The organism is Vibrio ichthyoenteri ATCC 700023, from assembly GCF_000222605.1.
Classification (GTDB): domain Bacteria; phylum Pseudomonadota; class Gammaproteobacteria; order Enterobacterales; family Vibrionaceae; genus Vibrio; species Vibrio ichthyoenteri.
On record NZ_AFWF01000215.1, the window covers coordinates 1 to 14,946 of the forward strand.

15 protein-coding genes are annotated in these 14,946 nt (G+C 46.2%); 10 read left to right on the forward strand and 5 right to left on the reverse strand.

Going from position 1 to position 14,946, the window contains the following annotated elements:
- The 3 genes from fbaA to epd form a co-directional block, all read right to left on the reverse strand.
- Positions 1-920: class II fructose-bisphosphate aldolase (fbaA, locus tag RH85_RS15385; protein ID WP_006713621.1), on the reverse strand; the 920-nt coding region annotated here is incomplete at its 3' end.
- Between the two features lie 157 nt (positions 921-1,077).
- Positions 1,078-2,238, reverse strand: coding sequence for a phosphoglycerate kinase (locus RH85_RS15390; RefSeq protein ID WP_006713622.1), 1,161 nt, complete (start codon positions 2,236-2,238; stop codon positions 1,078-1,080).
- Between the two features lie 151 nt (positions 2,239-2,389).
- Positions 2,390-3,415, reverse strand: coding sequence for an erythrose-4-phosphate dehydrogenase (gene epd, locus RH85_RS15395; protein ID WP_006713623.1), 1,026 nt, complete (start codon positions 3,413-3,415; stop codon positions 2,390-2,392).
- A 211-nt stretch (positions 3,416-3,626) separates the two neighbouring features.
- Here epd and RH85_RS15400 point away from each other — a divergent pair, with 211 nt between their 5' ends.
- Positions 3,627-3,863, forward strand: a complete 237-nt coding sequence (locus RH85_RS15400) for a hypothetical protein (protein WP_006713624.1) — start codon at positions 3,627-3,629, stop codon at positions 3,861-3,863.
- 105 nt (positions 3,864-3,968) lie between these two features.
- Here the strand turns inward: RH85_RS15400 and tkt are convergent, their stop codons facing one another.
- Positions 3,969-5,963 carry a transketolase gene (gene tkt, locus RH85_RS15405; RefSeq protein WP_006713625.1) on the reverse strand — a complete coding sequence of 665 codons (1,995 nt, stop codon included), beginning with the start codon at positions 5,961-5,963 and terminating at the stop codon, positions 3,969-3,971.
- A 319-nt stretch (positions 5,964-6,282) separates the two neighbouring features.
- Here tkt and metK point away from each other — a divergent pair, with 319 nt between their 5' ends.
- The 8 genes from metK (at position 6,283) to ruvX (ending at position 12,854) form a co-directional block, all read left to right on the forward strand.
- Positions 6,283-7,437 carry a methionine adenosyltransferase gene (gene metK / locus RH85_RS15410; protein ID WP_005593492.1) on the forward strand — a complete coding sequence of 385 codons (1,155 nt, stop codon included), beginning with the start codon at positions 6,283-6,285 and terminating at the stop codon, positions 7,435-7,437.
- 324 nt (positions 7,438-7,761) lie between these two features.
- On the forward strand, positions 7,762-8,559 hold the full coding sequence (locus tag RH85_RS15415) for a DUF2189 domain-containing protein (RefSeq protein WP_006713626.1): 798 nt from the start codon (positions 7,762-7,764) through the stop codon (positions 8,557-8,559).
- A gap of 81 nt (positions 8,560-8,640) precedes the next feature.
- The gene (locus RH85_RS15420; protein WP_006713627.1) at positions 8,641-9,138 is read left to right on the forward strand and encodes a SprT family zinc-dependent metalloprotease; all 498 of its coding nucleotides are present in this window, start codon (positions 8,641-8,643) and stop codon (positions 9,136-9,138) included.
- Positions 9,139-9,235: 97 nt separating this feature from the next.
- Positions 9,236-9,958: an endonuclease gene (locus RH85_RS15425; RefSeq protein ID WP_006713628.1), complete on the forward strand. Its 723-nt coding sequence runs from the start codon at positions 9,236-9,238 to the stop codon at positions 9,956-9,958.
- A 110-nt stretch (positions 9,959-10,068) separates the two neighbouring features.
- The gene (rsmE, locus tag RH85_RS15430; protein WP_006713629.1) at positions 10,069-10,800 is read left to right on the forward strand and encodes a 16S rRNA (uracil(1498)-N(3))-methyltransferase; all 732 of its coding nucleotides are present in this window, start codon (positions 10,069-10,071) and stop codon (positions 10,798-10,800) included.
- A gap of 12 nt (positions 10,801-10,812) precedes the next feature.
- On the forward strand, positions 10,813-11,760 hold the full coding sequence (gene gshB / locus RH85_RS15435; protein ID WP_006713630.1) for a glutathione synthase: 948 nt from the start codon (positions 10,813-10,815) through the stop codon (positions 11,758-11,760).
- A gap of 76 nt (positions 11,761-11,836) precedes the next feature.
- The gene (locus RH85_RS15440) at positions 11,837-12,400 is read left to right on the forward strand and encodes a YqgE/AlgH family protein (RefSeq protein ID WP_006713631.1); all 564 of its coding nucleotides are present in this window, start codon (positions 11,837-11,839) and stop codon (positions 12,398-12,400) included.
- A 25-nt stretch (positions 12,401-12,425) separates the two neighbouring features.
- Positions 12,426-12,854 carry a Holliday junction resolvase RuvX gene (gene ruvX / locus RH85_RS15445; RefSeq protein ID WP_006713632.1) on the forward strand — a complete coding sequence of 143 codons (429 nt, stop codon included), beginning with the start codon at positions 12,426-12,428 and terminating at the stop codon, positions 12,852-12,854.
- Between the two features lie 89 nt (positions 12,855-12,943).
- Here the strand turns inward: ruvX and pmbA are convergent, their stop codons facing one another.
- On the reverse strand, positions 12,944-14,287 hold the full coding sequence (pmbA, locus tag RH85_RS15450; protein WP_006713633.1) for a metalloprotease PmbA: 1,344 nt from the start codon (positions 14,285-14,287) through the stop codon (positions 12,944-12,946).
- A gap of 110 nt (positions 14,288-14,397) precedes the next feature.
- Between pmbA and yjgA the strand changes: the two genes are divergently transcribed.
- The gene (gene yjgA / locus RH85_RS15455) at positions 14,398-14,925 is read left to right on the forward strand and encodes a ribosome biogenesis factor YjgA (protein ID WP_006713634.1); all 528 of its coding nucleotides are present in this window, start codon (positions 14,398-14,400) and stop codon (positions 14,923-14,925) included.
- Positions 14,926-14,946 lie beyond the last annotated feature (21 nt).

Below are 14,946 nucleotides of genomic sequence, written 5' to 3' on the forward strand. Positions count from 1 at the left end.
AAGTTCTCAGCAGAGTACAGACGGATACCATCCCAAGTTGCCCACTGTGTATCAGTATCGATGTTCATTTTGATAACACCGTAGCCGATAGACTCTTGGATTTCAGCTTCAGAAGAACCTGAACCACCGTGGAATACGAAGTTTAGAGCGTTAGGTGCAATACCGAACTTCTCTGCACAATATGCTTGAGAGTTACGTAGGATAGTTGGAGTTAGTACAACGTTACCTGCTTGGTAAACACCGTGTACGTTACCGAAAGATGCTGCGATAGTGAAACGTGGGCTGATAGCGTTTAGTTTCTCGTATGCGTAAGCAACGTCTTCTGGAGAAGTGTAAAGCTCAGATGCGTCCATGTGAGAGTTATCAACGCCATCTTCTTCACCACCAGTACAACCTAGTTCGATTTCTAGAGTCATGCCCATTTTCGCCATGCGAGCTAGGTATTGACCAGAGATTTCGATGTTCTCTTCTAGCGACTCTTCAGAAAGGTCGATCATGTGAGAAGAGAATAGTGGCTTACCAGTTTGAGCGAAGAACTCTTCACCAGCGTCTAGTAGACCGTCGATCCATGGAAGCAATTTCTTAGCAGCATGGTCAGTGTGAAGGATTACTGGAACGCCGTAAGATTCAGCAACTGCGTGTACGTATTTTGCACCCGCTACAGCGCCAAGGATTTGTGCACCTTGACCTTCAAGTTTCACGCCTTTACCAGCGAAGAAACCAGCACCGCCGTTAGAGAACTGAACAACAACAGGAGCTTTAACTTTAGAAGCCGCTTCTAGAACACCGTTGATTGAATCAGTGTTAACAACGTTAACTGCAGGAAGAGCAAATTTGTTTGCTTTTGCTACTTCAAATACTTTTTGTACATCATCGCCAGAAATAACGCCTGGTTTTACGAAATCGAAGATCTTAGACATGGGTTGTAGTCCTATTTATCTGTCGTTTTAAAAACTAAAACTAATTATTAATTTAAATTTTGCAATCGTTTGCTCACAACGCGCGCTATTCTATCAGAGAATAATGTGACTTGCAGCAAACAAGAAAGCGGAAAATTTCTCTCCCGCTTTCTTCGAATTATTTAGCGCGTGACTCTAGCATTTCAACTGCTGGAAGTACTTTACCTTCAACGAACTCAAGGAATGCACCACCGCCAGTAGAGATGTAAGAAACATCAGCTTTGATACCGAACTTATCGATAGCTGCTAGTGTGTCACCACCGCCCGCTACAGAGAAACCTGCAGACTTAGCGATTGCTTCAGAAATACCTTTAGTGCCTGCTTCGAAGTTCTTGAACTCGAATACACCTACTGGGCCGTTCCAAAGGATAGTTTTTGCGTTAGCAATGATGTCTGCTAGAACAGCTGTTGAATCTGGACCTAGGTCGAAGATCATGTCGTCATCTTGAACGTCAGCAACGTTCTTGATTTCAGCTTCAGCGTTTTCATCAAATGCTTTTGCACAAGCAACGTCAGTTGCTACTGGAATCGCACACTCTTTCATTAGCTTCTTAGCGGTTTCAACTAGGTCAGCTTCGTATAGAGACTTACCTACGTTGTGGCCTTCAGCAGCAATGAATGTGTTCGCAATACCACCGCCAACAACAAGTTGGTCAGCGATTTTAGATAGCGACTCAAGAACAGTCAGTTTAGTAGAAACTTTAGAACCACCAACGATTGCTACTAGTGGACGCTCTGGGTTGCTCATTGCTTTGCCTAGAGCTTCTAGTTCAGCAGCAAGAAGAGGACCAGCACAAGCGATATCAGCGTGCATACCTACGCCGTGAGTAGAAGCTTGAGCACGGTGAGCAGTACCGAATGCATCCATTACGAATACATCACAAAGTGCTGCGTATGCTTTAGATAGTTCTTCTTCGTTTTTCTTCTCGCCTTTGTTAAAGCGAACGTTTTCAAGAACAACAAGCTCACCAGCGTTTAGTTCTAGACCGTTTAGGTAGTCTTTCGCTAGTTTAACGTCACAATCTAGTGCGTCGTTTAGGTAGTTAACTACAGGAGCTAGAGAGAACTCTTCTGCATATTCGCCTTCAGTAGGACGACCTAGGTGAGAAGTAACCATAACTTTCGCGCCAGCTTCTAGGCAAAGTTTGATAGTTGGTAGCGATGCAAGAATACGTGCATCTGAAGTTACTTTACCGTCTTTTACTGGTACGTTTAGGTCAGCACGGATGAATACGCGTTTACCTGCTAGATCCAGGTCAGTCATCTTGATTACAGACATGATTTGTCCTCTCAAATATTAAATTAATAAAGTTTTAACTACTCGGCAGCCTTGCCAAGCCTGTGAATTCTTTAACTGATTATGGATATGGAGCTCGCTCCGATTTATTTCAAGGGAAGAAATAAATTATTTATCCGTAATCATTGGAAGCTTACTGCGCAGCTTGCATCGCTAATGCGGTATCCAGCATACGGTTTGCAAAGCCCCATTCATTATCACACCACACCAGCATTTTGACTAAATGACCATCGCTAACTCGCGTCTGGCTGCCATCAACAATGGCACTGTGTGGATCGTGATTGAAGTCCACCGATACGAGCGGCGCTTCAGTATAGTCAACAATATGACGTAATGTACACTGAGATGCATTAACAATGGTTTGATTTACGTCATTAACTTTCACATTCGTACTAATTGTGACACTTAAATCCATCGCGGTAACGTTAACCGTCGGCACACGCACCGAAATCGCTTCAAACTTGTTAGAAAATTTCGGGAATATTCTTTCAATCCCTTTGTGCAATTTGGTATCGACAGGAATGATCGACTGACTGGCTGCGCGGGTTCGGCGCAAGTCAGTATGGTAAGCATCAATCACTTGCTGATCGTTCATCGAAGAATGAATAGTGGTAATGGTGCCAGAATCAATGCCAAATGCGTCATCTAAAACCTGAATGATGGGCACGATGCAGTTAGTGGTACAAGAGCCATTAGAGACGATAGTATGTTCAGGGGTCAGGGTATGATGATTCACGCCATAGATAATGGTGTTATCAAGATCATTAGCCCCAGGGTGAGAGAAAAGCACTTTGTTGGCGCCCGCTTCGATATGCGCAAGGCCATCTGCACGGCAACCATAGACCCCCGTGCAATCAAGCACGATATCCACATCCAGATCGCGCCAGGGCAGCAGATCTATTTCACTAAGATGCAAAATTCGAATCGTATCGTGCTCACCCGCTTCGTGGTGTATGTAGAGGTGTTCTTGATCGTGGCTAATTTTTTTGGCAAATCGGCCATGACTAGTGTCGTATTGAAGTAAATGTGCCATTGCTTCAGGCTGGGCTAACTCATTCACCGCGACGACTTTGATCTGTTGGTGCTTGCCGCTTTCATACACAGCTCGCAACACATTACGACCGATCCGTCCAAATCCATTGATCGCAACTTTCAGCATAATTCCATCGCCTATCGTTTTTTAATGCAGCATCCTATTTAGTGCCACAGATACTAACCGATCTACCAGTAAAGCGCAGTAAAAGAGTGACCCGAGCCTAAACAACAATGTAATGATCCAGTGACCCATTTTATAACCATTGAATCAACTGCTTGTTTGTGCATTTATTAACCAAGTTATCTTCATCATATTGAAGCCAAAGGAGCTGGAGATGTCATCATCAAGCGATACTCACTTTTGTAAAGCATGCAATAATGAAACGCCATACAGTGAAGTATTAGTACGTAAGCCAAGCAAATACGATTCAGATCCTAGCCTTTTAGGACGAATCAAATTATTTGCGCACACCTTTATCAATGGCGGCAACTATCACGATATGGATCGATATGTCACCTGCAAAGTTTGTGGCTTAAAAGAGCTCGACAATAAAGGCCACGAGCACGAATAGCTCATCATTCTGCTACTGATAAAAAATACCGATATAAAAAAACCGAGCTCAATCGCTCGGTTTTTGTGTTTAAGACGCTATTTTTATTTAGCTAGCAAGCGGCAATTAAGCCAGTAATTCTTGCGCAGTATTCACCACGTTTTCCACGGTGAAGCCGAACATTTCAAACAGTTGCTCCGCTGGTGCAGACTCACCAAATGTCGTCATACCGATAATACGACCATCAAAGCCTACGTACTTGTACCAGAAGTCAGCAATACCGGCTTCAATCGCGATACGAGCTGTCACATCTGATGGCAATACTGATTCACGGTAAGCCGCATCTTGCTTATCAAACGCGTCGGTTGCTGGCATTGATACGATACGTACTGCTTTACCTTGCGCCGTTAGCTCTTCTGCCGCTTTTACCGCTAACTCAACTTCAGAGCCCGTTGAGATAAGGATTAGCTCAGGCTTACCTGCGCAATCTTTTAGGATGTAGCCGCCGCGAGCGATGTTCGCCACTTGCTCTGCATCACGAGGTTGTTGTGCTAGGTTTTGACGTGAGAAGATAAGCGCTGATGGGCCATCTTTACGTTCAATCGCCAGTTTCCATGCTACCGCTGATTCAACTTGGTCACATGGACGCCATGTGCTCATGTTTGGTGTTAGGCGTAGAGAAGCAATTTGCTCAACCGGTTGGTGAGTTGGGCCATCTTCGCCCAGACCAATAGAGTCATGGGTGTACACTTGGATGTTCTGAACTTTCATCAGAGCAGCCATACGCATTGCGTTACGCGCGTATTCCATGAACATTAGGAAGGTTGCGCCGTAAGGAACAAAACCACCGTGCAGAGCGATACCGTTCATGATCGCCGTCATACCGAATTCACGCACACCGTAGTGGATATAGTTACCGGCAAAATCATCCGCCGTTAGCGATTTAGAACCCGACCACATGGTCAAGTTTGAAGGTGCTAAGTCAGCCGAACCACCCATAAATTCTGGTAGCATTGCACCAAACGCTTCTAGTGCGTTTTGTGATGCTTTACGTGATGCGATGTTGGCAGGGTTTGCTTGTAGATCAGCGATGATTTGCTGAGTCTTCTCTTCCCATTGTGCTGGCAGTTCACCGTTTACACGACGTTTAAATTCAGCCGCTTCTGCTGGGTAAGCCGCTGCGTAAGCTGCGAATTTTGCATCCCAAGCCGCTTCTTTGTCTGCGCCTGCTGCTTTTGCATCCCACTCAGAGTATACGTCTGCTGGGATTTCAAATGCAGGGTGGTTCCAACCAAGGAACTCACGCGCCGCGGCGATTTCTTCAGCACCAAGTGGCGCGCCGTGACAGTCATGAGAGCCTGATTTGTTTGGTGAACCAAAACCGATGATAGTTTTAGTACAGATTAGCGTCGGGCGAGGATCTGCTTTTGCCGCTTCAATTGCAGCATTGATGGCGTCAGCATCGTGGCCATCAACCGCAGGAATAACATGCCAACCGTAGGCTTCAAAACGCTTAGGCGTATCGTCAGAGAACCAACCTTCCACGTGTCCATCGATTGAAATGCCGTTGTCATCCCAAAATGCGATCAATTTACCTAGGCCTAGCGTACCCGCTAGCGAACATGCTTCGTGCGAGATGCCTTCCATCAAACAGCCATCACCCATAAACACATAAGTGTGGTGATCAACGATGTCATGGCCTTCTTTATTGAACTGAGCAGCCAAAGACTTTTCAGCCATCGCCATACCAACTGCGTTGGTGATGCCTTGACCTAGAGGACCAGTGGTGGTTTCAATACCCGGTGCGTAACCGTATTCAGGGTGACCTGGCGTTTTAGAGTGCAGTTGACGGAAGTTCTTAAGGTCATCAATAGACAGCTCGTAACCACTTAGGTGTAGTAGAGAGTAAATCAGCATTGAACCGTGGCCGTTAGAAAGAATAAAACGGTCACGATCAGCCCACTCAGGGTTGGTTGGGTTGTGGTTTAGGTGAGAGCGCCAAAGAACTTCAGCGATATCAGCCATACCCATTGGTGCGCCAGGGTGGCCTGAGTTAGCTTGTTGAACGCCATCCATGCTAAGTGCGCGGATTGCATTTGCTAGGTGTTTACGAGAAGACATGTCTGCTCCTAAGTGCAAGTAAGCGAGTTGATATAGGGTAATTATGGGCAGTATTCTCTCAGAGCCCCTAGGGCACTGCAAACGTTTTCCCGACAAAAAAACCACAAATATTCGGATTTTACCCGCGCTTTGACTAAAGTTCTTTCATTTAACGTTTTAAAAAGCAAACGATTGGTTTCTGATTTAATACAAAAAGAGCTTGTAATTCGAACATACCAACATAAAATAGACGTCTAGATGTAGAAACACCTACATAGCTGAAGACTATTTTTGATACAGATATCGATTATCTGTCTCTACGAACAAACATGGAGTTCACATGGCTAAGCACCTATTTACCTCTGAGTCAGTTTCAGAAGGCCATCCAGATAAAATTGCAGACCAAATTTCTGATGCAGTTCTTGATGCGATTTTAGAACAAGACCCGAAAGCACGTGTTGCGTGTGAAACCTACGTAAAAACCGGCATGGTCATGGTTGGTGGTGAAGTGACAACTTCAGCATGGGTAGATATCGAAGAAATCACTCGTGAGACCGTCCGTGAAATCGGCTACGTCCACTCAGATATGGGCTTTGATGCGAACTCTTGTGCTGTTCTCAACACCATCGGTAAGCAATCGCCTGACATCAACCAAGGTGTTGATAAAGCCGATCCTAAAGAGCAAGGTGCTGGTGACCAAGGCATCATGTTTGGTTATGCAACCAACGAAACTGACATTTTAATGCCAGCGCCAATCACTTACTCACACCTGCTTGTTAAGAAACAAGCGGAAGTACGTAAGAGCGGCAAATTGGATTTCCTTCGTCCAGATGCGAAATCACAAGTTACTTTCCAGTACGATCAAGGCAAAATTGTTGGTATTGATGCTGTGGTTCTTTCTACCCAACATTGTGATTCTGTGACGACACCAGATCTACGTGAAGCGGTAATGGAAGAGATCATTAAGCCGGTACTACCTGCTGAATGGCTAAATAAAGAAACTAAATTCTTTATTAACCCAACCGGTCGTTTTGTTATCGGTGGCCCAATGGGTGACTGTGGTCTAACGGGTCGTAAGATCATCGTTGATACCTACGGCGGCGCAGCTCGTCACGGTGGCGGTGCATTCTCAGGTAAAGATCCATCAAAAGTTGACCGTTCAGCAGCATACGCGGCACGTTACGTAGCGAAAAACATCGTTGCTGCTGGTATGGCTGATCGTTGTGAAATCCAATTGTCTTACGCAATCGGCGTCGCGGATCCGACTTCTATCATGGTAGAAACGTTTGGTACGGAAAAAGTATCTCACGACATCATCATCGAAGCCGTTCGTCAACACTTCGACCTACGCCCATACGGCCTACAAGAGATGTTGAACCTACTTCAGCCTATCTATAAGCAGACGGCAGCTTACGGCCACTTTGGTCGTGAAGAGTTCCCATGGGAAGCAACAGATAAAGCCGCTATTCTGCGCGATTTCGCCGGCATTAAGTAATCACTTAACGCTACGATTCTTCAAGCCCTCGCAACTGCGAGGGCTTTTTTTATCAAGATACCAACTGAATGCCCTCTACTGACTCGCCGCTAAATTAATCCATCGCTCAATCAGCAAATAATTTGTAAATTCGACCATTGTTGCCAATAGTTAAAATAATGTTAAATATCATAAATGCACATCTAACACCGAAATTGATCGTCAACACACTGATTTTCAAACCATGATGTCGGCTAGAGCGAGTTTGATGTCCCGCCGGTTAGGCTGCCATTGAATCAACCACAACAAGAAGTGGTTACTGTGGGATACCATCAAGGAGGAGCTATGCCTCGTACCGTGAATCAATCGGACTTTAAGAATGAGCGAAAGGAAGTCCCCAACCATGAATACGCTCGAACCATACCGTGTAACCAGGTCAGTATTAGCGCGCCTTTTCATTGGCTGGCGCTCGGGCTGCATGACTTAGTTAAAATGCCCATCATTAGCGCTTTCTATGGCCTATGTTTTATGGCCGCCGCCATCGGCATTGTGCTACTGGTGCAATGGCAAGGCACTCATTTAGTTGTCATGCCGAGCCTTGTCGTCTATATGCTCATCGGCCCCTTTTTAGCGCTGGGACTCTATGACGCAAGTTGGGCAAGAGAACGCGGTCGCAATGCTAGTTTGTTCCACTCCATCAAAGCGATCAGCCGCAACTCGAGTTCCCAATGGGCATTTGCGGTGCTGCTTGCTGTTTGCATGATCTTCTGGATGCGCATTGCTGCATTGTTACACGCTCTTTATCCATCGGTGCAAGGCGCGCCATTGACTGAATTTTTGCCCTTCTTGGTCATTGGATCAATCGTTGGTTTTGTACTCGCATGCGTCGTATTCAGCCTTTCTGCGTTTTCTATTCCATTAATGATGGAGCGCCGCGTTGACATGATGACCGCGGTATTTACCAGCTTTAATGCGGTGAAAAACAACATCCCAGCGATGGTAGTTTGGGCGGCAATCATTTGCGGTGGCATCTTGATTGGTTTTGCCACCTACGGTATTGGTATGCTGTTTACCATGCCGATCCTCGGCTATGGTACTTGGCACGCTTACCATGAAGTGATTAAGAAGAAACATCACCCTTAACAGATTGAATGCTTCGCTATATGATGCAAATAGCCCAGCCATTGCGCTGGGCTATTTTTATAATGAGAGTATGGATCTAGCGTGGATAAAGAACTCAATTACCGAGCGATACGCAAAGTGGCTGATTGCATTCAACTTGCCGAACAGGCCTTTAAGCGCCCTTTTGCGCAGCCTGAGCTAAGCTATCAGTTGCGTGGCAAAGCGGCAGGAAAAGCCTATTTGCAACTCAATCAGATCCGCATCAATCCAGTTCTATTTGTCGAGAATCAAACGGCATTCTTCGACGAAGTCATCCCTCACGAAGTGGCGCATTTGATTACGTATCAAGTCTATGGCCGCGTGCGACCACACGGTTCTGAATGGAAAAAGGTAATGGAAACTGTCTTTGCGATCCCTGCACGAACGACCCATTCTTTTGCCATTAATTCCGTACAAGGAAAAACCTTTCAATATCGTTGTGGGTGCCGCGATTACCCGTTAACCATTCGCCGTCATAACAAGGTTCTGCGCGGGCAAATGAGTTACCGCTGTCAGCAATGCAACCAACTGCTCAGCTTCACTGGCAAACAACTCAGCTAACCTACCTCCGACAAACTTCAATTTACAAACTTATCATCTATAGACTGATAAATTGAGTGATATCATGAGAAAAGACATTCCTTTATAAGACTTTTTCATGCGCAAAATCACCTGTTTATTGCTGGCATTTATCGCTGGTAATGTTGTAGCAGCTCCCCCAAGTTCATTCTCTGCCGCCAAACGCGAAGCCGTCAGCATCTATAAAGATCTAGAACGCGACCTTGATTACGCCACCAGCTTCTACTGTGGCTGTGATATTAATTGGCAAGGCAAAAAAGGGGTACCTGATCTAGAAGGCTGCGGCTATAAGATCCGCAAACAAACACAAAAAGTGCGCGCGACTCGTATCGAGTGGGAGCACGTCGTACCCGCCTGGCAATTTGGTCACCAGATGCAATGTTGGCAAAAAGGGGGGCGTAAAGAATGCTCGAAGAAAAAATACCCACAATTTCGCCAGATGGAAGCAGACTTACATAACCTAACTCCGGCAATTGGTGAGGTCAACGGTGACCGTTCCAACTTCAACTTTAGCCAGTGGAATGGCGTAGATGGTGTCTCTTATGGCCGTTGTGAAATGCAGGTGAACTTTAAGCAACGCAAAGTCATGCCGCCCGATAGAGCACGCGGTTCGATTGCTCGCACCTACTTATACATGAGCCAAGAGTACGGATTTGCCCTCTCCAAGCAACAACGTAATTTAATGCTGGCGTGGAATAAGCAATACCCAGCAGAGAAATGGGAATGTGAGCGCGATAAGCACATTGCCAAAGTACAGGGCAATCATAATCCATTTGTCCTCGATGCTTGCAAAGTACGATAAATTTTACAGCGTAAAAACCACCTTGTTAGGCAGGACTAACCCTTGTTTTTTCTGCCTAACGCATCCATGTTAGTCTCTATAACTTCTATTACAGTCGGAACAGAGACACCATGCGAATTCCTCGAATTTATCATCCAGACACCATCCACCAATTGGGTGTGATTGCATTAAGCGAAGATGCGGCAGGCCACATCGGCCGTGTATTGCGTATGAAAGAAGGCCAAGAGGTGCTTTTATTCGATGGCTGTGGTGCCGAATTCCCAGGTGTCATTTCTGCCGTATCAAAAAAATCTGTTGAAGTGGAACTGACCGAGCGCATTGAACGCAGCAGCGAATCTCCTTTAGATCTTCATCTTGGGCAAGTGGTCTCACGTGGCGACAAAATGGAGTTCACCATCCAAAAATCGGTAGAACTTGGCGTGAATACCATTACACCACTTATTTCTGAACGTTGTGGCGTCAAACTCGACCAAAAGCGTTTTGAGAAAAAAATGGAACAGTGGCAGAAAATCGCGATTAGCGCCTGCGAGCAGTGTGGCCGAAATACCGTACCTGAAATTCGTCCAATCATGAAACTGGAAGATTGGTGTGCCGAAGAGTACGACGGCTTGAAACTCAATCTGCACCCTCGCGCGAAATATTCAATCAACACGCTGCCTGCACCGGTAGAAAAAGTGCGATTATTGATTGGCCCAGAAGGTGGTCTTTCAAGCGATGAAATCGCAATGACGGAACAATACCAATTTGAAGAGACGCTTCTCGGTCCACGTGTATTACGTACCGAAACCGCGGCGTTAACCGCAATTACAGCCCTACAAGTTCGTTTTGGCGACCTTGGTTAACCGGAGAAAAGCATGATTAAACTTGGCATCGTGATGGACCCTATTTCATTCATCAATATCAAAAAAGACTCTAGCTTTGCCATGATGCTAGAAGCACAACGTCGCGGCTATGAAATTCACTACATGGAAATGCAAGATTTGCATTTGGACCAAGGTGTTGCGATCGCCGACACCAAGGTGGTAGAGCTGAAAGAAGATCCGAATGGTTGGTATGAATTCAAATCAGAACAGAGCATCAAACTGGCTGATCTTGATGCGGTACTGATGCGTAAAGATCCCCCTTTTGATACCGAGTATATCTACGCGACCTACATTCTAGAGCGCGCAGAAGTGGAAGGCGCACTGATCGTTAATAAACCACAAAGCCTGCGTGACTGTAACGAAAAGCTATTCACGGCTTGGTTCCCAGAACTGACTCCAACGACTATCGTGACGCGTAAAGCGGAAAAAATTAAAGCTTTCCGTGAAGAGCATGGTGATGTGATCCTAAAACCACTTGATGGCATGGGCGGCGCATCGATTTTCCGCGTAAAAGAAAACGATCCAAACGTTTCAGTGATCATTGAAACATTGACCAATCACGGCCAAAACTACGCGATGGCGCAAACTTTTGTGCCTGATATCAGCAACGGTGACAAGCGTATCCTTGTGGTCGATGGTGAGCCAATGCCTTACTGCCTAGCGCGCATCCCAGCAAAAGGGGAAACCCGCGGTAACCTTGCCGCTGGTGGCACTGGCGTCGCACAACCACTAAGCGAGACAGATAAGCAGATCGCACTAGCAGTAGCGCCTACACTTAAAGAAAAAGGCCTGATCTTCGTTGGCCTCGATGTTATTGGCGACAAGCTTACTGAAATCAACGTAACAAGCCCTACCTGTATTCGTGAAATCGAAGCTGCATTCGATATCTCGATTACCGGCAAACTGATGGATGCCATTGAGCGCCGTCTAGGAAAATAAAGACCCCAGATGATGAGGGCTTCGGCCCTCATCTTGCTTGCACAAGCATTTGGGTAACGATAAGGCTGGATTACTTATGAATTTAACCAACCACTTTTTAGTCGCTATGCCAGGGATGAAAGATCCCTATTTTAAGCGCAGTGTTATCTATGTGTGTGAGCACAACCAAGATGGTGCAATGGGGCTCATGATTAACGCGCCAATCGAAGTCACCGTTGGCAAGATGCTAGAACAAGTCAAAGTACAGTCGGTTCATCCACAACTGAAAAGCAAGAAACTCGAAATGCCCGTACTTAATGGCGGTCCAGTATCAGAAGACCGCGGATTTATTTTGCATCAGCCTAAAGATGAATACGAATCCAGCATCCAAATGACCGACAAGATCTCAGTCACGACCTCAAAAGATATTTTGAGCGTGCTTGGAACTGAGGCCGAACCGAACCACTACTTGGTTGCGTTAGGGTATTCAGGTTGGGAAGCAGGGCAGTTAGAAGTGGAATTAGCCGAAAACTCATGGCTCACCATTGAAGCCGATCCCACAGTTATCTTTGAAACTCCGGTCACAGAGCGCTGGCAAACCGCAGTACAAATGCTCGGCATTGACGTTGCGCAGCTCTCTAGCGACATGGGCCACGCATAGCTTTAAGAACAAAGAATCAATCACTATGTCGAATAGAACAATTATGGCTTTTGACTATGGCACCAAAAGCATTGGTAGCGCCATTGGTCAGGAAATTACCGGCACCGCTTCACCACTGAAAGCATTTAAAGCCAACGATGGTATTCCTAATTGGGATGACATTGAAAAGCAGATCAAAGAGTGGCAACCAAACTTAGTCGTGGTTGGCCTGCCAACAGACCTACACGGCAAAGATCTTGAAACCATAACCCCACGTGCGAAAAAATTCGGCCAACGGCTACAAGGCCGATTTGGGGTAACGGTAGAGATGCATGATGAGCGTCTTTCTACCCGAGAAGCCCGTGCCGATCTGTTTGCGATGGGTGGCTACAAAGCGCTGTCAAAAGGCAATGTCGACTGCCAATCAGCGGTGGTGATCTTAGAAAGCTGGTTTGAGGCGCAATGGGGCGAATAATTCCCACAGCTTGGTGATGCCACCACAAAAAGAAAAATCCCGAGCTTTAACTCGGGATTTTTTATTATTCTCGCAAAGAAGCTGAGCGCTTACTCGCCCGCCACTTTCATTGACTCAAGCAAAATCGACCCCGTTTGGATCTGCGAGCGTGTTTCCACGTCACTGCCCACCGCTACGATTTGTTGGAACATATCTTTCAAGTTGCCCGCAATGGTCACTTCCGAAACCGGGTATTGGATTTCACCATTTTCAACCCAGAAGCCAGCGGCACCACGTGAATAATCACCCGTAACGGTATTTACGCCCTGCCCCATCACTTCAGTTACAAGGAAACCAGTACCAAGCTCTTTAAGCATCTGTTGGTAATCTTGACCGGTTGATTGCACAAACCAGTTATGGATGCCACCAGCATGACCCGTTGGGTCCATTTTCATCTTGCGTGCCGCGTAGCTCGTCAGTAGGTAAGTCGCCAACACACCATCAGTGATAATTTCACAATCTTTGGTGAACACCCCTTCGCTATCAAATGGGCTTGACGCTAAGCCACGCAAAATATGCGGACGCTCTGAAACATTAAACCAGCTCGGTAAAATTTGCTTACCTAAATGGTCGAGTAAGAACGACGACTTGCGATAAAGGTTACCACCACTGATCGCCATCACAAGATGTCCAAGTAAACCCGTTGCTACATCTGCGGCAAACATGACTGGGTACTTGCCTGTCGCTAAACGTTTCGCATCCAAGCGGCTGACGGTTTTCTCCGCAGCCATTTGGCCTACTTGTTCTGGCGTCCACAATTCATCTTTATGACGCGCCATGGTGTAGCTGTAATCACGCTCCATTTCACCATTCGCACCTTGGCCGATAACACAGCAACTGGTGCTGTGGCGGCTGCTAGCATAACTGGCGAGTAAGCCGTGACTGTTACCATAGACTTTCACCCCATAGTGACTATCGTAGCTTGCCCCATCACTCTGTTTAATTTTGCTGCTGTACTCAAGCGCTTGTCTTTCAGCGGCAATCGCCACTTGCGCGGCGTAATCAGGATCTGGCGTATCTGGGTGAAAAAGATCCAAATCAGGAATATCTTGCACCATAAATTCTTTTGCTGCCGGACCGGCATAAGGATCTTCAGAAGTGTATTGCGCGATGTCTAGCGCGGCTAATACCGTTTGCTGAATAGCCTTCTCACTCAAATCTGACGTAGAGGCACTACCCTTGCGTTGACCACGATAAACCGTGATACCTAAGGCACCATCACTGTTAAATTCGACGTTTTCAACCTCACACATGCGAGTTGATACGCTTAATCCAGTCGATTTGGAAATCGCCACTTCTGCGGCATCAGCCTTAACCGCAGCCATCTCTAACGCTTTAGCGACGGCGGCTTCAAGCTCAACACGCTGCTGAGCGACTTGCTCTCTTACGTCCATATTTTTTCTACATTTTCATGAGTATTGCTTCTAGGATAACAAGAATTTCGCTTTCTCCCCAAGATTCTTGTTAAAATAGAAGAAGAGATAGTCAAATAAAGGCAAAAGAGATGGCTCGTAAGAATCAAAAAGCGCCATGGGAACCGGAAGAAGAGATCATCTGGGTTAGTAAATCCGAGATGAAACGCGATATGGATATTTTGCAAAAGCTAGGCGTAGAGCTGGTCGAACTGAGTTCGTCTACTCTTAAAAAAATGCCACTAAGCGAAGATCTTTTAGACGCAGTGAAAGATGCACAGCGCTTCAAAAATGAAGCTCGTCGTCGCCAACTGCAACGCATCGGTAAACTGATGCAATACGAAGATGCAGAGCAAATTCAAGCGGCACTGGATAAAATCCGTAACAAGCATGCACAAAACACTGTAATGCTACAAAAACTTGAGCTGCTACGTGACCGTATCGCGGCTGAAGGCGACAGTGCGATTGAAGCTGTGATGACGATGTACCCAGAGGCGGATCGTCAACGCTTGCGTCAACTTGCTCGTCAAGCGGCAAAAGAGAAACAAGCGAATAAGCCACCAAGAGCTTATCGTGAGATTTTCCAAGTACTACGAACGTTGCAAGAAGCCAAAGGTTGATCTTGCTCCGCTTAATAAAAA